Annotated in this window: 12 protein-coding genes; 6 read left to right on the top strand and 6 right to left on the bottom strand. The window is 70.3% G+C overall.

The features are described 5' to 3' along the window. The first annotated feature begins 19 nt into the window (after positions 1-19). Positions 20-3,676, top strand: coding sequence for a hydantoinase B/oxoprolinase family protein (locus ABZ725_RS41505; protein WP_358807522.1), 3,657 nt, complete (start codon positions 20-22; stop codon positions 3,674-3,676). Continuing rightward, the gene (locus ABZ725_RS41510) at positions 3,657-4,262 is read left to right on the top strand and encodes an ATP/GTP-binding protein (RefSeq protein WP_351917075.1); all 606 of its coding nucleotides are present in this window, start codon (positions 3,657-3,659) and stop codon (positions 4,260-4,262) included. Before ABZ725_RS41505 ends, ABZ725_RS41510 begins: the two co-directional genes overlap by 20 nt. Positions 4,263-4,813: 551 nt before the next feature. On the opposite strand, the gene ABZ725_RS41515 is transcribed toward ABZ725_RS41510, so the two are convergent. From ABZ725_RS41515 to ABZ725_RS41525, 3 genes are all read right to left on the bottom strand, one after another. Beyond that, positions 4,814-6,466, bottom strand: coding sequence for a GGDEF domain-containing protein (locus ABZ725_RS41515; RefSeq protein ID WP_358807523.1), 1,653 nt, complete (start codon positions 6,464-6,466; stop codon positions 4,814-4,816). Positions 6,467-6,597: 131 nt separating this feature from the next. After that, positions 6,598-7,788, bottom strand: coding sequence for a lipid-transfer protein (locus tag ABZ725_RS41520; protein WP_358807524.1), 1,191 nt, complete (start codon positions 7,786-7,788; stop codon positions 6,598-6,600). Continuing rightward, complete coding sequence (locus ABZ725_RS41525) at positions 7,785-8,210, bottom strand: zinc ribbon domain-containing protein (protein ID WP_358807543.1); 426 nt, start codon at positions 8,208-8,210, stop codon at positions 7,785-7,787. The genes ABZ725_RS41520 and ABZ725_RS41525 overlap by 4 nt, the downstream gene beginning before the upstream one ends. 100 nt (positions 8,211-8,310) lie before the next feature. Between ABZ725_RS41525 and ABZ725_RS41530 the strand changes: the two genes are divergently transcribed. Beyond that, on the top strand, positions 8,311-9,120 hold the full coding sequence (locus ABZ725_RS41530) for a M15 family metallopeptidase (protein ID WP_358807525.1): 810 nt from the start codon (positions 8,311-8,313) through the stop codon (positions 9,118-9,120). Positions 9,121-9,167: 47 nt separating this feature from the next. Next, on the top strand, positions 9,168-9,704 hold the full coding sequence (locus ABZ725_RS41535) for an NUDIX domain-containing protein (protein WP_358807526.1): 537 nt from the start codon (positions 9,168-9,170) through the stop codon (positions 9,702-9,704). A gap of 111 nt (positions 9,705-9,815) precedes the next feature. On the opposite strand, the gene ABZ725_RS41540 is transcribed toward ABZ725_RS41535, so the two are convergent. Beyond that, positions 9,816-12,182 (bottom strand): TIM-barrel domain-containing protein, encoded by a 2,367-nt coding sequence (locus tag ABZ725_RS41540; RefSeq protein WP_358807527.1) that lies wholly within the window; start codon positions 12,180-12,182, stop codon positions 9,816-9,818. A 214-nt stretch (positions 12,183-12,396) separates the two neighbouring features. Between ABZ725_RS41540 and ABZ725_RS41545 the strand changes: the two genes are divergently transcribed. Further along, positions 12,397-14,364, top strand: a complete 1,968-nt coding sequence (locus ABZ725_RS41545; protein WP_358807528.1) for an acetoacetate--CoA ligase — start codon at positions 12,397-12,399, stop codon at positions 14,362-14,364. Positions 14,365-14,571: 207 nt separating this feature from the next. Beyond that, positions 14,572-15,465 (top strand): hypothetical protein, encoded by an 894-nt coding sequence (locus ABZ725_RS41550; RefSeq protein WP_358807529.1) that lies wholly within the window; start codon positions 14,572-14,574, stop codon positions 15,463-15,465. 90 nt (positions 15,466-15,555) lie between these two features. On the opposite strand, the gene ptsP is transcribed toward ABZ725_RS41550, so the two are convergent. Beyond that, positions 15,556-17,226, bottom strand: coding sequence for a phosphoenolpyruvate--protein phosphotransferase (gene ptsP, locus ABZ725_RS41555; RefSeq protein ID WP_358807530.1), 1,671 nt, complete (start codon positions 17,224-17,226; stop codon positions 15,556-15,558). Positions 17,227-17,307: 81 nt separating this feature from the next. Further along, positions 17,308-17,757, bottom strand: a complete 450-nt coding sequence (locus ABZ725_RS41560) for a PTS glucose transporter subunit IIA (protein ID WP_358807531.1) — start codon at positions 17,755-17,757, stop codon at positions 17,308-17,310. Between the last annotated feature and the right edge of the window lie 397 nt (positions 17,758-18,154).

The following is an 18,154-nucleotide window of genomic DNA, read 5'->3' on the forward strand; positions in this document are numbered from 1 at the left end:
GCGGAAGCGGGGTGAAGACGTGAGCGGCTGGCAGTTCTGGGTGGACCGGGGCGGCACCTTCACGGACATCGTCGCGCGTCGCCCGGACGGTCGGCTCCTGACGCACAAACTGCTCTCGGAGAACCCGGCGCGGTACGCCGACGCGGCCGTCGCCGGCATCCGCACCCTCCTGGAAGGTGCGTCGGAGCCCGTCGAGGCCGTCCGCATGGGCACGACGGTCGCGACCAACGCCCTCCTGGAACGCAAGGGCGAGCGCACCCTGCTCGTCATCACCCGCGGCTTCCGGGACGCGCTGCGCATCGCCTACCAGAACCGCCCGCACATCTTCGCCCGCCGCATCGAACTCCCGGAGCTGCTGTACGAGCGGGTCCTGGAGGTCGACGAGCGCATCCGCGCCGACGGCACGGTCCTGCGCGCCCCCGACCTGGCCGCCCTGGCCGGGCCCTTGCAGGAGGCCTACGACGACGGGATCAGGGCCGTCGCCGTCGTCTGCATGCACAGCCATCTCCACCCGGCGCACGAACAGGCCGTAGGGCAGCTGGCCGCCCGCACCGGCTTCCCGCAGATCTCGCTGTCCAGCGAGGTCAGCCCCCTCATGAAACTCGTCCCGCGCGGGGACACCGCAGTCGTCGACGCCTACCTCTCGCCCGTGCTGCGCCGCTACGTCCGGCATGTCGCCGACGAACTCCGCGATGTGCGGCTCATGTTCATGCAGTCCAACGGGGGGCTTGCCGAGGCGAGCCAGTTCCGCGGCAAGGACGCCATCCTGTCCGGGCCCGCGGGCGGCATCGTCGGCATGGCCCGGATGTCCCAGCTCGCGGGCTTCGATCGGGTCATCGGCTTCGACATGGGCGGCACCTCCACCGACGTCTCCCACTTCGCGGGCGAGTACGAACGGGTCTTCACCACCCAGCTCGCGGGCGTGCGGCTGCGCGCTCCGATGCTGGACATCCACACCGTTGCCGCGGGCGGCGGCTCCGTCCTCCGGTTCGACGGCTCCCGTTACCGCGTAGGGCCGGACTCGGCGGGCGCGGACCCCGGGCCGGCCTGCTACCGCGGCGGCGGCCCGCTCGCCGTCACCGACGCCAATGTGATGCTCGGCCGTATCCAACCCGCCCACTTCCCCGAGATGTTCGGACCCGACGGCGACCAGCCCCTCGACCAGGCACTCGTACGGGACCGATTCGCCGTCCTCGCCCGCGAGATCCGCGAGCGGACCGGAGACGACCGCACCCCTGAGCAGGTCGCGGAGGGCTTCCTGCAGATCGCCGTCGCCAACATCGCCAACGCGGTGAAGCGGATCTCCGTCCAGAAGGGCCATGACGTCACCCGCTACGCCCTCACCACCTTCGGCGGCGCGGGCGGCCAGCACGCGTGCATGGTCGCCGACTCGCTCGGCATCCGTACCGTCCTCGTCCCGCCCATGGCCGGTGTGCTGTCCGCGCTCGGCATCGGGCTCGCCGACACGACCGCCATGCGCGAACAGTCCGTCGAGGAGCCCCTGGAAGCCGCCTCCCTGCCCGGGATCCTCAAGACCGCCGACGACCTCGAAGCGGCGGCCCGCGCCGAACTGCTCGCCGAGGACGTTCCCGACGACCGTGTCCGGATCGTCCGCCGCGCCCAGCTCCGCTACGACGGCACCGACACCACCCTCACCGTCGAACTCACCGATCCCACCGCGATGTGCCACACCTTCGAAGAACGTCATCGCGCCACGTACTCCTTCACGCTCGACCGCCCGATCGTCGTCGAAGCGCTCTCCGTCGAAGCCACCGGCATCACTCGACCCCCTGACCTGTCGGCCCTCGCCCCGTACGAAGGCCGCACCGCCGCGCCCGAGACCGTCCGCCTCCATACCGGCGGCGCCTGGCACGACGTCCCACTCCACCGCCGGGAGAACCTCCCTCCCGGCGAGACCCTCACCGGCCCCGCGATCATCACCGAGGCCGGCGCGACGACCGTCGTCGACCCGGGCTGGGAGGCCGGGACGACCCACGACGGGCATCTGGTCATGGAACGAGCGGCGATTACGCAGAGTTCCGATCTCGACACGAAAGCCGACCCGGTTCTGCTCGAGGTCTTCAACAACCTCTTCATGTCCATCGCCGAACAGATGGGCGCCCGCCTGGAGTCCACGGCCCAGTCCGTGAATATCAAGGAGCGCCTCGACTTCTCCTGCGCCCTGTTCGACCCCGACGGAAACCTGGTGGCCAACGCCCCGCACATCCCCGTCCACTTGGGCTCCATGGGCACAAGCGTCAAAGAGGTCATCCGCCGCCGCGGCTCGGCGATGCGCCCCGGCGACACGTACGCGGTCAACGACCCGTACCACGGCGGCACGCACCTGCCCGACGTCACCGTGATCACCCCGGTCTTCGACACCGGCAGGACCGAGAGCGCCGACATCACGGACAGTGACCCCAAGCTGCTCTTCTACGTCGCCTCGCGCGGCCACCACGCCGAGATCGGCGGCATCGCCCCCGGCTCCATGCCGGCGAACAGCCGCACCATCGACGAGGAAGGCGTCCTCTTCGACAACTGGCTGCTGACCGAGAACGGCCGCTTCCGCGAGGAGGAGACCCTCCGCCTCCTCACCGAGGCGCCCTACCCCTCACGCAATCCGGGGACCAACCTCGCCGACCTGCGCGCCCAGATCGCCGCCAACCGGAAAGGCGTCGACGAAGTGGCCCGCATGATCGAGAACTTCGGGCTCGACGTCGTACAGGCCTACATGAGGCACGTCCAGGACAACGCGGAGGAATCCGTGCGCCGCGTCATCGACGCCCTGGACGACGGCGAGTACTCCTACGAGACCGACTCGGGCGCGATCATCCGGGTACGCGTGCGCGTGGACCGCGAGAACCGCTCCGCGACCGTCGACTTCACCGGCACCTCACCGCAGTCGGCCACCAACTTCAACGCGCCCTTCTCCGTCGTCAACGCAGCCGTCCTGTACGTCTTCCGGACCTTGGTCGCCGACGACATCCCGCTCAACGACGGCTGCCTGCGCCCTCTGACGATCGTCGTGCCGCGTGGCTCCCTGCTCGCGCCCGAACCGCCCGCCGCCGTCGTCGCCGGCAACGTCGAGACCTCCCAGGCGATCACCGGCGCCCTCTACGCGGCTCTCGGCGTCCAGGCCGAGGGCTCCGGAACCATGAACAACGTCACCTTCGGCAACGAACGCCACCAGTACTACGAAACAGTCGCCTCCGGGTCAGGCGCCGGCGACGGCTTCCCCGGCGCGAGCGTCGTTCAGACCCATATGACGAACTCGCGGCTGACCGACCCCGAAGTCCTGGAGTGGCGACTGCCCGTGCAACTCGACGAGTTCGCCATCCGGCCCGCCAGCGGCGGAGCAGGACGGTGGCGCGGCGGAGACGGCGCGGTCCGCCGCATCCGCTTCCACGAGCCCATGAGCGTCTCCACCCTGTCCCAGCACCGCCGGGTCCCCCCGTACGGCCTGGCGGGCGGCGCTCCCGGCGCGCTGGGCGCCAATCGGGTGGAACGCGCGGACGGCACCGTCGTCCGGCTCGGCGGCAGCGACTCCGCGGACGTCGGCCCCGGCGACGTACTCGTCATCGAGACCCCCGGCGGCGGAGGCTACGGCCCGCCGCCCGACAACCCCCAGTCAAGCCATCAAGCAGGAGAAATGATCGATGATCTTCGGGCGTTCTGAGCGTGGCAAGCCCCCGGTCGAGCCGGTCACGCTCAAGATCCTGGTGGCCGGCGGCTTCGGTGTGGGCAAGACGACGCTCGTCGGCGCCGTCAGCGAGATCAGGCCGCTGCGTACCGAGGAGTACCTCACCGAGGCCGGCCGGCCGGTCGACGACACCACCGGCGTCGAGGCCAAGCACACCACCACCGTCGCCATGGACTTCGGGCGCATCACCCTGCGCGAGGACCTCGTGCTCTACCTGTTCGGCACACCCGGACAGGAGCGGTTCTGGTTCATGTGGGACGAACTCTCCGAGGGCTCGCTCGGCGCCGTCGTGCTCGCCGACACCCGCCGCCTGGAGGACTGCTTCGCCGCCGTCGACTACTTCGAACGCCGCTCCATACCCTTCCTCATCGCCGTCAACTGCTTCGAGGGCGCCGATCGTTACCCCGAGGAGGACGTACGCGGGGCCCTCGACCTCGATGACGACGTCCCGGTGATCTTGTGCGACGCCCGCGACCGAAGGTCGGTCCGAGACGTTCTCGTCGGCGTGGTCCAACACGCGATGGACTACGGGGCCGACCGCCGCAAGGCCGTCACCACCTGAGACGCCCGCACCGCCGACACGGCCCGTACCCCCGCCGACCGGGGTACGGGCCGTGGCTCAAAGGGACACGCGCGTGCCGCGATGCGCAAGCCCGCGCGCCTCCTGCCCCCTCACGTTCAAGACTTCGCGCCTTAGCCGGTTCGTCGCATCGAGCACGCGCGTGCGAGGTGCGCCTTCGTGACGTAGCAGGTGAGTTCGGTGACGACACCGCGCGCGTCGGAGAGCCAGTACTGTGCGAACAGTTGGCCCACTCTTCGACGGCACCGGCCGGTCACCGGTGTGGAGCAGCTGAAACTGTCCGTCCCGTTGACACCGGGAAGTTTTCACCGACGCTCAGGGAGCGTCAAGGAGGCCGACGGCAACGGTTGGGGGTGCAGCGGTCGAAGGACCGGGACCGCCCCTCACGAGCCTCGCAGTCCTCCCTTGCCCATATGCGGCCCATACGGAGCCCCGGCGCCTCTGACGGGCGCTCGACCGCCTGTCGGCCCTTCCAGCCGCTCGCGGCATCGAAGCCACCGACCGTCAGCGGTCCCGGGTCTGTCGGCCCCCGGTCAGCCCACCCCCGGCTCCGCACCCACCGCCCCGGTCCCCGCAGCCATCGGCTGCGACCCGCGCCGGATCTCGTATCCGGCCAGCCCCGCCCGACCCACCACCCAACTCGCCCCTCGCAATGACTTCGCAGCCTTCTTCAACGGTGCGAGAAACGCCGCAGCCTGGCGGTGATCCGTCACGCTGCCCGGTTGGCACAGGACCGTGGCCAGCGACAACGTGACCGGGAGCCCGCCTGCCGACCACGGCGCGTCCAGCACGGAGACGGCCAGCGGATCCAGGCCCTGCGGATCGGCCAGGACCAGGAAGTCGTCCCCGCCGATGTGCCCCACGCGCGTGTTCCCGGAGGCGGCGATCTGCAACGCTCGTCCCACCGACCGGATCAGCTCGTCACCCGCCGCGAACCCGGCCCCGTCGTTCACCTGTTTGAAGTGGTCGATGTCCAGCCAACTCAGCGCGAACGCCCACCCCGCCGCGATCCGGCGGTCCACCTCTCCGGTGATCGCGTCCGAACCGGGCAGCCGCGTCAGCGGATTCAGCCCGGCCGCCTCCTCGACCCGGCTCTCGGCCAGCGCCCGCACGAGGTCCGCGAGCCGGACGACGCCCACGCATCGCCCGTCGTGGTCGACCACGGCCACGTCGTCGGAGGTGCGGTCCCGGTCTCCGTCCGCGACCACGTCCAGTACCTCCCATGCGGTCGCGTCGACTCCTACCGTCCGCGGCGGATCGCCGAGCTTGACCGCGGGACGGTCCGCGTACAGGGCGTGGCCGTAGCGCCCCGACATCGACAGCAGGAAGCGTGACCGATGCACCGACCGCACCGGGACCCCCGTGCGGTCCACGAGCAGTACTCCGGACACGTCCGGCGACCCGGTCAACAGCGCCCGCACCTGACCGGCGGACGCGGTCGCGGGCAGCAGCGCCGCCGGTCGGACGAACTCCCGCACCGACGGCCCCGACCTGGTCGCCGACACGAAACCGGAGCTCAGGGACGGCATATACACGTCCGCGGCGGGCAACCGGCTCGGCGGCGCGAACAGCGCGCCCTGCGCCAACTGTGCCCCGGCCGACAGCGCGGCCGCGCACTGCAGCTCGGTCTCCACGCCTTCGACGACCAGGAGCGCCCCCAGCTCGTCGCACAGGGTCCGCATCGCCCGCACCGCCGAGGGCCGTGCCAGGAGCGAGGCGTCGAGCTTCACCAGGTCCGGCGCGATGTCGACCAGCAGCCGTAGAGGCGCGTCCCCGTCCCCGACACCGTCCGCACTGATCCGGAAACCCTGGCCCCGGAGTGCGGCCAGGGCCTCCAGGAGCGCGGGCTGCGGGACGTGCGTGTAGGGCGGGACGACGTCCAGTGTCACCTCCCAGGGCAGCCGCCCTGCCTCGCGCACGGCGCCGTGCAGGGGGACGAGCCCGCCGAGATCGGCGAGGGTGCCGGCGAACACGTTCACGTGCAGGGGGAGCATCGTCTCCTTGCGTGCCGCGGCGCGAACCGCCAACACGGCCAGTCGGCCGTCGAGTTCGGGATCCCGGCGCGCCTGGGCCAGGACGTCGCCGCCCTCCGGGCGGGCGAGTATCTCCAGCCCTGCGACCCCTCCGGTGGCCAGGTTGACCACCGGTTGGAAGGCGAAGCGGAGAGTGTCCGTCCAGGAGCGCACGGGAGCATGATGACGCTGCCGGCGTGCACTCAGGCCCAGTTCACGAGACGTTCACACAGGATTCCGAGGCGATCGCAGAGAGTGAAATACCTCGATCAAGGGCCTGGGGGCGCGAGGCTTCCCATCCCTCTTCATCGCACCGCGACCACCGCCGAACCATGACCGAACAGCCCCTGGTTCGCCGTGACGGCCACGCGCGCGTCCGCGATCTGGCGATCTCCCGCCTGTCCCCGCAACTGCCAGGTGACCTCGCAGACCTGAGCGATCGCCTGTGCCGGCACCGCCTCCCCGAAGGAGGCCAGCCCACCGCTGGCGTTCACCGGTATGCGGCCGCCGGCCGCCGTCGCGCCCTCCCGGAGCAGCTTGGCGGCCTCGCCGTCGCCGCACAGCCCCAGGTCCTCGTACCACTGCAACTCCAGGGCGGTGGAGAGGTCGTAGACCTCGGCGAGCGAGAGGTCCTCGGGACCGATGCCCGCCTCCTCGTAGGCGGCTCGGGCGATCGAGGCCCGGAACGGTTCACCGGCCGCATCAGACCCTGCCGCGGAGTCGGTCGCGATGTCCGGCAGATCCAGCACCGTGTTGGGGTATCGGGGCGTCACGGTGGACACGGCTCTGATCCGCACCGGATCCATCGCTCCGTGCCGACGGGCGAACTCCATGCTGGACAGCACCAGCGCCGCTCCGCCGTCCGACGTCGCGCAGATGTCCAGCAGCCGCAGCGGATCGGCGACCACCGCGGACGCGGCGACCTCCTCCGCGGTCACGCGCTTGCGGTACCGCGCGTTCGCATTCAGCGCTCCCATGGCGGCGTTCTTCACCTTGACCTGGGCGAAGTCCTCCGGCGTATCCCCGTGCACGGCCATGCGCCTGCGCGCGTACAGCCCGAAGTACGTCGGATTGGTCGCCCCGAGCACCCGGAACCGCAGCCAGTCCGGGTCGTCCGGCCGGTCCCCTCCTGCCGGACGGAAGAAGCCCTTGGGGGCGGAGTCGGCCCCCACCACCAGCACCACGTCCGCCAGTCCCGCGAGGATCTGGGCCCGGGCCGTGCTGATCGCCTGAGCCCCCGACGCGCACGCCGCGTACACACTCGCGACCCGGGCTCCCTGCCACCCCAGGGCTCTCGCGAACGTCGCTCCGGCCACGTACCCCGGATAGCCGCCACGCACCGTGTCCGCGCCGACGATCGAATCGACGTCCCGCCAGTCCACGCCCGCGTCCGCGAGGGCCGCACGCGCCGCCTTCACCCCGTACTCGACGAAGCCGCGACCCCACTTGCCCCACGGATGCATCCCCGCGCCGAGCACCGCCACCTCTGCCGTCATCCCGCCACCCCCGTCGGCCGCCATCGCCAGGTCGTCCAGGTCGTCTCCGCGTCCTCGTCGAGCACGCCCGGTACGACCTCCACCTCCATGCCCACCGCCAGATCGGTGACGGTGACCCCGGGAGCCGCCTGTCCCAGCACCACGATCCGCTCGGACTCCAGCTCCACAGCGATCAACGCGTACGGTTCCCATGGAAGTTCCGGATCGGTCACATAGGGTGACGGAGGGCGGTACCGGCTGTCCGTGTACGACCAGACACGCCCGCGCCGCGAGAGCGGGACCGCCGCCAGATCGCCGCCCTGGCAGCCCGGATTGCGACAGTGCGTGTCCTCGCGCGGGAAGAAGACCGCCCGGCACCCCGAGCACCGCGTCCCGAGCAGTCTGAAGTCGTCGCCCTCCCCGGTGAACCAGCCGGCGACCACGGGTGTACGTGTACGCGACAAGGGGTCTCCCTCCGGGTGTGCCATCTGACGGATCGTCAGGAGTGTGGCATGCCCGCCCGGAATTGGGCAGGGAGGAGACATGACACGACTCTCCAGTGCCGTACGCAGCGTCGTCACCGTGCTCGCCGCCCTGCTGACCGTGACCACCGCCTCCGCCACGGCGCAGGCGCACACCGATCCCGAGGCCCCCGCCGACTTCGTGGCCCTGAGAACCGTGGACCCGACCATCCTTCAGGAGATGCGCTACTTCACCCCGCACAACTTCGTCGGCGTCCCCGTCGACGGCTACCAGCAGCCCATCTGCATCCTCACCCGGCCGGCCGCCGAAGCCCTCCACGAGGCCCAGACGACGCTGCTGCGGCAGGGATACACGCTCAAGGTGTACGACTGCTACCGCCCCCAGCGCGCCGTCGACCACTTCGTCCACTGGGCCGAGGACCTGAACGACGAGGCGACGAAGGCAGAGTTCTATCCGAACGTCGACAAGACCCGTCTGTTCGCGGACGGTTACATCGCCGAGAAGTCCGGTCACAGCCGAGGCTCGACCATGGACCTCACCATCGTGAAGCTCCCCGCCACACCGACCAGGCCCTATCTGCCCGGCGAACCGCTCGTCCCCTGCTACGCACCGCAGGAGCAGCGCTTCCCCGACAACTCGGTCGACATGGCCACCGGGTTCGACTGCTTCGACACCCTGGCCCACACCCTGGACGCGCGCGTACAAGGACAGCAACGGGCCAACCGGCTGCTCCTCAAAGGCACCCTGGAAGACCTCGGCTTCGTGAACCTCGCCGAGGAATGGTGGCACTACACCTTCAAGCCCGAGCCCTACCCCGACACCTATTTCGACTTCCCCGTCTCTGCCGAGTCTCTCTCCAACGGCCACTGAGCAGCCTCAGTACGGCGCCCTCCCCAAGATCGGATACGCTCCGCCGCGTGTCCGAAACTCTGCACTCCACTTCGAACTCCGCGCGCGACTCCCACTGTTCGAGTTGCGGAGCGCCCTACGGGGAGGGCGTCACCGGCTGGCCCCGCACCTGTCCGGCCTGCGCCACCGTCGCATACCGCAACCCGCTACCGGTGGCCGTAGCGCTCCAGCCCGTGTACGACACGAAGGGCACCGCCCTGGTCGTCATCACCCGAACCATCGACCCCGCGCGCGGGGGCGTCGCACTGCCCGGCGGCTACATCGACGACGGTGAGGACTGGCGGCAGGCCATCGTCCGCGAACTCAAGGAGGAGACCGGCATCGAGGCCGCGCCCCGCGATGTGCGGCTGGCCGACGCCATGAGCTCCTCCGACGGCCACCTACTGCTGTTCGGGCTCCTTCCGGAGTGCCCCGCGGAGCGTCTCCCGGAGTCCGCCGCCACGGACGAGACCGAGGGCTGGCACCTCCTGCGCAGGGCGGAGCAACTCGCCTTCCCCCTGCACACGCACGCCGCGCGGGCGTTCTTCGAGGGCCGGTACATCTAGGGCCTGCGCCTGCGGATCACGCCGGAGGGGCGGAGCCGGGTCCGTGGGCTCACCCGCCCTGATCAGACACGGTCGCCTTTCTCCGACCTGGTCCGCCGGCCAGGCCAGAGCTCACCCCTGGCCGAGCCCGCGTACGCGCACCGGGTCGGACGGTGCGCACACCCCGTCCTCACCCTCCCGCTCGACGACGACCCGCGAGCCCTGCCAGCGGGCGATGTACCGTTCGGTCACCGGCTCCTCCCAGCCGTCGCCCGCGTCCCGCACCACCAGGCCACCACCCGTCCGCCCCTGGACCGGCGCCCACACCTCCAGCTCCAATCCGCCGTCGTCGCCCCGCACGGGCAGGACGGCGCCGGCGCGCGCGAACACCGGAATACGCGACAACGGGGCGTCCACGAGCACCTGCCCCGGCCCCTGGTACCCCCGCCCCGTCGCGGTGTCGTACCAGAGCCCCCGCGGGAGCTGCACCGCACGACGGTCGGTGCCCGGGTCCATCACCGGCGCCACCAGCAGACAGTCACCCAGCAGGAAGGCGTCCTCGCAGTCCCGCAGTGCCCGGTTCCGGGGCGCGCCCCACCACAACGGGCGCACATAAGGGGCGCCGGTACGCCGGGCCAGATGCGCCAGCGTCACGAAGTACGGCAGTAGCCGCCGACGCTCGACGAGCGCCACACGCGCGTGCTCCAACACCTCGGGACCGAACTCCCACGGCTCCCGGCGCCCCGCCCGCAGGCTTGCGTGCGTGCGGAACAGGGGCAGGTACGCGCCCAGCTGGAGCCAGCGCAGATACAGCTCGGGTGACGGACTGCCGTCGAAACCGCCCACGTCCGGGCCGGAATACGGCACCCCGCACAGCCCGAGCCCCATCACCAGGGACAAGGACGCCCGCAGTCCCGGCCATCCCGTGGCGACGTCCCCGGACCAGGTGCCGCCGTACCGCTGCAGGCCCGCCCAGCCGGACCGCGAGAAGACGAACGGACGCTGGTCCGGAACCAGCTCCCGCAAGCCCTCGTAGGCCGCCCAGGCCATGCAGAGCCCGTACACGTTGTGCGCCTCGCGATGATCACCGCCGCGCCCCTCCAGGGAGTGCCGCGCGGAGCGAGGCAACGTCGATTCCCCGAACGCGGCGAACGACGTCGGCTCGTTCATGTCGTGCCAGAACCCGGAGAACCCCTGCGCGATCCGTTCGGCGTAGAGACCACCCCACCACTGCCGCACACGTGCGTGCGTGAAGTCCGGGAAAACCGCCTCTCCAGGCCACACCACGCCCTCGACGACCTGCCCCGACGCATCGCGCACGAACACGTCCTCGGTGACCCCGCTCTCGTACACGGCGTTGCCCGACGCGGCCTTGACCGCCGGGTCGACGATCGACACCAGCCGTATCCCGTCCCGCCGCAGCTCGTCGGCGAGCACCGACAGCTTCGGGAAGCGGTCCTGGTCGACGGTGAACACCTGATGCTCGTCGTAGTGGTCGATGTCGAGATGGACCGCGTCGAGCGGCAGACCGTGCTCCTGATAGCCCGCCACGATCCGCCGTACCTCCTGCTCGGTGCCGAAACCCCAGCGCGCGTGATGATGACCGAGCGCCCACACGGGCGGCACCGCCGGAGCCCCGGTGAGCGAGGCCCAGGCGAGGAGCACGCGCGCGGGAGTGCCCACGATCACCCAACGGCGCAAAGGTCCGCCGTCCATCCGCACCTCGCACGCTCCCGGCCGGTCGTGCCCGGAGCCGGCCCCCTCCTCGCCCTCGCGCAGCATGACCGTGCCGTCCCAGGACGTGTCGTGGAACACCAGATGGGTGGCGGCGTCGGCCACCACCACTTGCACCGGCATCGTGAGATAGAGCGGATCATCGCCGCGATCGAACGCATGTCCGGGATCCGTGTTCCACAACCGGTACGTCCCGTCACGCAGCCGCGGCCCGGACGCCCTTCCCCCGAGGCCGAAGAAACGCGCGTCCGCCGCCACCTCCGAGCGCTGCATCCAGCGAGCCTGGCCACCGTCCTGCGGATCCCACCACCGGGGCGGCAGATCACGGCGCAGCATCACGCCTCCCGGCGTGCACACCTCGATGGCGCCGTGCCGTGAGACCACGACCGTCACCCGCTCGGCGACGACCCGCCATCCGCCGTCCTTGTCCGGCTCCAGCACCGCCCGTGGATCCGGCTCCGGACAACGGCCGGCCAACGCGTACGACGGCTCGGGCTCCGCACCGTCCCAGCCCCAGAACACGGCCCCGTTCACCGCGACATGGATCCTCAGCTCCGAGCGGCTGAACCGGAGCGTCCCCCCGCCGGGTCCCGGCTCCGCCTCCTGCACCGGACCCGGCACCCGCGCGCGCTCGGGACCCCGCACCGGCAACCCGGATGCGTCCGCGCGCCTCCTGCGCCACGCGGACCGCACGGTGCGCAAACCCTGGGCAGTCCCCGCAGAACCGACCGCCTTCATCGAACGCACCAGGTCACGACCGTCCATGCTGTTCACCCTGTCACTGACCGCGCCACGCGCGCGGGTCGTTCAACTGCCGTTCACCTGTGGCGGGACCACATCTTCACGACACGGACTGTGTGGAGCCCACCCTGGTGCAGAAGTCGATCACATGGCATCGTCCGTGTCAGCCGCGTCACGCGCACCACCCCAGCTCGTGCGCGGGCGACGCACACGACGCGCAGAGTCCGGGAGCCGCCCCATGCCGACCGTGAACCCCGAGCCGCTCTGGCGGCCAGATCCGCAGCGCATCGCCCAGGCCCAGGTGACGAAGTTCCAGACCTGGGCGGCCGAGCACCACGGAGCTCCGTCCGAAGGCGGCTATCCGGCGCTGCACCGCTGGTCCGTCGACGAGCTGGAGACGTTCTGGCAAGCCGTCACGCAATGGTTCGACGTACGGTTCTCGACGCCCTACGCGCGCGTGCTGGGCGACCGCTCCATGCCTGGCGCCCAGTGGTTCCCCGGCGCGACGCTGAACTACGCCGAACACGCCCTGCGCGCGGCCGCCACCCGCCCGGCCGAACCGGCCCTGCTGTATGTCGACGAGATCCACGAGCCGAGCCCGGTGTCCTGGTCCGAGCTGCGCCGCCAGGTCGGCTCCCTCGCCGCCGCACTGCGCGCCCTCGGCGTCCGCCCGGGAGACCGGATCAGCGGCTACCTCCCGAACATCCCGCAGGCCGTCACAGCGCTCCTCGCCACGGCCGCCGTGGGCGGTGTCTGGACCTCCTGCGCCCCCGACTTCGGCGCCCGCAGCGTCCTCGACCGCTTCCAGCAGGTCGAACCCGTCGTCCTGTTCACCGTCGACGGCTACCGCTACGGCGGCAAGGAGCACGACCGCCGCGACGTCGTCGCCGAACTGCGTGCCGAACTGCCCACGCTGCGCGCCGTGGTCCACATTCCCCTCCTGGGCACGGAGCCGCCCGAGGGCGCCCTGGACTGGGCGGCCCTGACGGCCGCGGACGAGGAGCCCGTCTTCGAGCAGGTCCCCTTCGACCACCCCCTCTGGGTGCTCTACTCATCCGGTACGACCGGCCTGCCCAAGGCCATCGTCCAGTCCCAGGGCGGCATCCTGGTCGAGCACCTCAAGCAGCTCGGACTGCACTGCGACCTGGGCCCCGAGGATCGTTTCTTCTGGTACACCTCGACCGGCTGGATGATGTGGAACTTCCTCGTCTCCGGCCTCCTGACCGGCACGACGATCGTCCTCTACGACGGCAGCCCCGGCCACCCGGACACGGGCGCGCAGTGGCGCGTCGCCGAACGCACGGGCGCCACCCTCTACGGCACCTCGGCGGCCTACGTCATGGCCTGCCGCAAGGCGGAGGTGCACCCGGCCCGCGACTTCGACCTCTCGCAGGTCCAGTGCGTCGCCACCACAGGGTCCCCACTCCCGCCCGACGGCTTCCGCTGGCTGCACGACGAGGTGCGCGACGACCTGTGGATCGCCTCCGTCAGCGGCGGCACGGACGTGTGCTCCTGCTTCGCCGGAGCCGTCCCGACGCTCCCGGTGTACACCGGCGAACTCCAGGCGGCCGGCCTCGGCACCGACCTGCAGTCCTGGGACCCGAGCGGTCACCCCGTGATCGACGAGGTCGGCGAACTCGTCGTCACCAACCCCATGCCCTCCATGCCGGTCCGCTTCTGGAACGACCCCGACGGCAGCCGCTACCACGACAGCTACTTCGACACCTACCCCGGCGTTTGGCGCCACGGCGACTGGATCACCGTCACCTCACGGGGCTCCGTCGTCATCCACGGCCGCTCCGACTCCACGCTCAACCGCCAAGGCGTGCGCATGGGCTCCGCCGATATCTACGAGGTCGTCGAACGGCTCCCCGAGATCAAGGAATCCCTGGTCATCGGCATCGAACAGGCCGACGGCGGCTACTGGATGCCCCTTTTCGTACACCTCGCCCCCGGAGCAGTCCTCGACGAGGCACTCCTCGCCCGCATCAAACAGGCCATCCGCGAACAGCTCTCGCCGCGCCACATCCCCGACGAGGTCATCGAGGTACCCGGAGTCCCGCACACCCTCACCGGCAAACGGATCGAGGTCCCCGTCAAACGCCTCCTCCAGGGCACCCCACTGGAAAAGGCCGTCAACCCCGGCTCCATCGACAACCTGAACCTCCTGCACTTCTACGAGGACCTCGCCCGCAAGCGGTCCTGAGCCCGCCCACCCCTCGCGACCCCGCACTCGCCGTCACCACGGCGAACGCCGTCGGCGCTTTCGGCAGGCTCACCTGCGATGCCCTTACCGCCGCGACCTGCAGGTTTCGACATTGCGCAGTCCGAGGTCGACTCACGAGAACCCCATTGTCAGTGCCGTCGATTACTGTGAGTGAGCATTGATCGACTGTGCACACAGGGGGACAACATGGCACACACCGACCACCGAACGATGCGACGCGTCCTGCGCCGTGAAATCGCCGGCACCATCGGCCTGCTCACCGACGAACACGACTTCCGTGCCATGCGGCGCTACCGCACCTTCACCTTCGACGATCACCCGACCTACCTCCAGCAGGTCGAAGACCTCCTGAGGGTCCGCGCACTGCAGGGCAGCCACACCACCGTGGCGCTCTTCGACCCGCAGGAGTACGCCGAGTACTGCGCCACCAAGGGCCTCGACCCCGACATCCCCGCCAACCGCACCCGCTTCACGGCCGAACTCGCCACCACCGGCCCCGCCATCCCCTACGAGGGCCAGCCCCTGGCCGACCTCCTGCCCGCCCTCGTCGACGAAGCCGTCCGGCAGGCGACCTGGGAGTACGCGGCCACCCTGCTGGCCCGCCTCGGCGCCTGCGCCACCTGCGAGGAGGACATCGGCCGCGCAGCCTTCACACGCGCATCGAACCTCGTCGCCCGCATCCTCGACACGGCATCACCCGGCAACCGACACCTCGTCTGCAGCGTCACCGGCACCCCCGAAACGCTCGTCGCAGTGCTCCACGCGGACGAAGAGGCAGGCGGCGCCACACAACTCGACGAGGCGGAAGCACTCGAGTTCACCACCGTCCTCGCCCTGGGACTGGCCACGCAGAGCCCGGGCGGCCTGGTCATGCGCACCATCGCCACCGACACCCCCGACCGGATCTACGGGTGGCGCCTGCGCGGAGAAGGCCTCGAACCCCTGACCGCCGGCGAGGTCTTCGACGCCTATTGCACCGACGTCGAATCCGGCGACCTCATCTCACCCGAGTCCGGTGTGGACTACTGCTTCCCACCGGACCTCGGCCCGGAAGGACGGCCGCCGGGCCACCACCACTGAACAAAAGGGAACGCCCACACACAGCAGGGGCGCGCCACCCGAAGGCGGAGCGCCCCTGCTCACCGGCTCATCGCCGACCGGATCCGACCACTACTCGCCGGACAGCACGGCCTGCGCCGCGTTGCGCGCCTCCTCGGCACTGTCCGTGGCACGCGCGGCTGCCGCGGCACGCTCGCACTGCGCCAGCGTGTACTTCGCCAGGGACGCCCGCACGTAGGGAATCGACGCCGACCCCATGGAAAGAGAGGTGACCCCCAGACCCGCCAGCACACACGCGAGCAGCGGATCGGCAGCGGCCTCGCCACAGACACCGCAGCTCTTGCCCTCGGCCTTGGCCGCCTCGGCGGACAGGGCGACGAGGTCCAGAAGCGCGGGCTGCCACGGATCCTGCAGCCGGGACACCGCACCCACCTGCCGGTCGGCGGCGAAGGTGTACTGCGCGAGGTCGTTCGTGCCGAGCGACAGGAACTCCACCTCCTGCAGGATCGAACGAGCCCGCAGAGCGGCCGACGGAATCTCCACCATCGCGCCGAACTTCGCCTGCAGGCCCGCCTCACGGCACGCGTCCGCGAACGCCTTCGCGTCGGCGCGGTCCGCCACCATCGGTGCCATCACCTCGAGGTAGACCGGCAGGCCCTCAACAGCCTTCGCCAGCGCCGTCAACTGGGTCCGCAGGACGTCGGGGTGGTCCAGCAGCGTTCGAAGCCCACGCACACCCAGTGCCGGGTTGGGCTCGTCAGCCGGAGTCAGGAAGTCCAGAGGCTTGTCCGCACCTGCGTCCAGCACCCGCACGACGACTCGCCCCTCGGGGAAGGCCTCGAGCACCTGCCGGTAGGCCTCGACCTGCTTCTCCTCGGACGGGGCGTTCTTGCTGTCGTCGAGGAAGAGGAACTCGGTCCGGAAGAGCCCGACGCCCTCAGCGCCGGCCTCGACGGCCGCAGGCACATCGGCGGGTCCGCCGATGTTCGCCAGCAGCGGCACCTTGTGACCATCCGCGGTGGCACCCGGACCGGTCGAGGCGGACAGCGCCGCCTTGCGCTCCGCGGCCGCTGCCCGCAGCTGGGCCTTCTTCTCGTCGCTCGGGTTGACGAAGATGTCGCCGGTGCTGCCGTCGACCGCGATCACCGTTCCCTCGGCGAGCTCACCGGCCCCCGGCAGAGCCACGACAGCCGGTACACCGAGCGCGCGGGCGAGGATCGCGCTGTGACTCGTCGGCCCACCTTCCTCGGTCACGAATCCGAGCACCAGCGTCGGGTCCAGCAGCGCGGTGTCGGCGGGCGCCAGGTCTCGCGCAACCAGCACGTAGGGCTCGTCACTGTCCGGGACACCCGGCATCGGAACACCGAGCAGACGGGCGACGATACGATTCCGCACATCGTCGAGATCGGCCACGCGGCCGGCGAGGTACTCGCCGGCTCCGGCCAGCAACTCTCGGTATGCGGCGAATGCGTCGTAGACGGCGCGCTCGGCCGTGCTCCCGACGGCGATACGCCGGTCCACGTCGACCATCAACTCGGGGTCCTGGGCCATCATGGCCTGCGCTTCGAGCACTGCCTGGGCTTCACCCCCCGCCAGATTGCCGCGAGCCATGAGGTCGGCTGCCACGGCCTCCACAGCTTTGCGGGCGCGCCCCTGCTCGCGCTCCGCGTCCTCCGCAGGTATCTGCTTGGCAGGCGGTTCGAGCACCGCCGTTCCCATGTGCCGAACCTCGCCGATCGCCACACCGTGACTTACACCGACGCCTCGCAGCGTTGTCTCCATCTCACCCGTCTCCGATAGTGCGGCGGGTCCCGCCGCCGCGGTGATTGTCCTGATACGCCGTCGACAAGACGGCATTCGGCACTACTGCCAGGAAAAGAGGACGTCGCCGGCCTTCACATCGCCGTCTTCACGGAGTTCGCCAAGGGATTCGGCCGTGGCCTCCAGCGCGACGATCGGGCACACCGGGGACTTGCCGGCCTCCTCGACCGCGCGCGGGTTCCACCGCACGATGCTCTGCCCGCGCGTGACGGTGTCGCCCTTGTTCACGAGGAGCTCGAAGCCCTCGCCGTTCAGCTGCACGGTGTCGATCCCGAGATGGGTGAGCACTCCATGACCTTCGGCGTCGACGACGACGAAGGCGTGCGGATGGAGGGAGACGATGACTCCGTCCACGGGGGCGACGGCCTCGGAAGGCTCACGCACCGGGTCGATCGCCGTGCCCGGGCCGACCATGGCCCCGGAGAAGACCGGATCCGGCACCGCTGCCAGCCCGATAGCGCGTCCTGCAAGAGGGGACGTCACGGTGGTCATGGGAAGCCTCCCGGGGGTGGAGATGTATATGGGCCGTTACTGCCTGACCAGGACGGCGCACTGTGCAGCAGGGTATGTCATACGAAGTACCGCTTCCGCACGAGAGCTCCCGATCCGTGGTCTAGACCACTAGCGTAGTCGATTTGCAGCGGCTCCGCGGCCCCGTGTACAGTCGTACTCCTGCTTGAGGGTGAGCAACGCGAACAAGCGCGCTCGCCGAGCAGCATCCAACTTGTCAGATCCTAATCTTTGGGTCACTTTCTGCATGCCTGCAGGACGGTGGTCAGAGGGCCGGAAAAACCCTGATAGAGTCGGAAACGCAAGGCCGAAGGGAAACTGCCCGGAGGAAAGCCTGAGAGTGTCTCGGGTGAGTACAAAGGAAGCGTCCGTTCCTTGA

The sequence above is a fragment of the Streptomyces sp. NPDC006872 genome, from assembly GCF_040635845.1.
Taxonomy (GTDB): domain Bacteria; phylum Actinomycetota; class Actinomycetes; order Streptomycetales; family Streptomycetaceae; genus Streptomyces.

Coding starts and splice junctions, on each gene's coding strand:
- ABZ725_RS41510 (WP_351917075.1), top strand. CDS start 3,657: ATGATCTTCGGGCGTTCTGAGCGTGGCAAGCCCCCGGTCGAGCCGGTC.
- ABZ725_RS41520 (WP_358807524.1), bottom strand. CDS start 7,788: ATGACGGCAGAGGTGGCGGTGCTCGGCGCGGGGATGCATCCGTGGGGC.
- ABZ725_RS41530 (WP_358807525.1), top strand. CDS start 8,311: ATGACACGACTCTCCAGTGCCGTACGCAGCGTCGTCACCGTGCTCGCC.
- ABZ725_RS41540 (WP_358807527.1), bottom strand. CDS start 12,182: ATGGACGGTCGTGACCTGGTGCGTTCGATGAAGGCGGTCGGTTCTGCG.
- ABZ725_RS41545 (WP_358807528.1), top strand. CDS start 12,397: ATGCCGACCGTGAACCCCGAGCCGCTCTGGCGGCCAGATCCGCAGCGC.
- ABZ725_RS41550 (WP_358807529.1), top strand. CDS start 14,572: ATGGCACACACCGACCACCGAACGATGCGACGCGTCCTGCGCCGTGAA.
- ptsP (WP_358807530.1), bottom strand. CDS start 17,226: ATGGAGACAACGCTGCGAGGCGTCGGTGTAAGTCACGGTGTGGCGATC.
- ABZ725_RS41560 (WP_358807531.1), bottom strand. CDS start 17,757: ATGACCACCGTGACGTCCCCTCTTGCAGGACGCGCTATCGGGCTGGCA.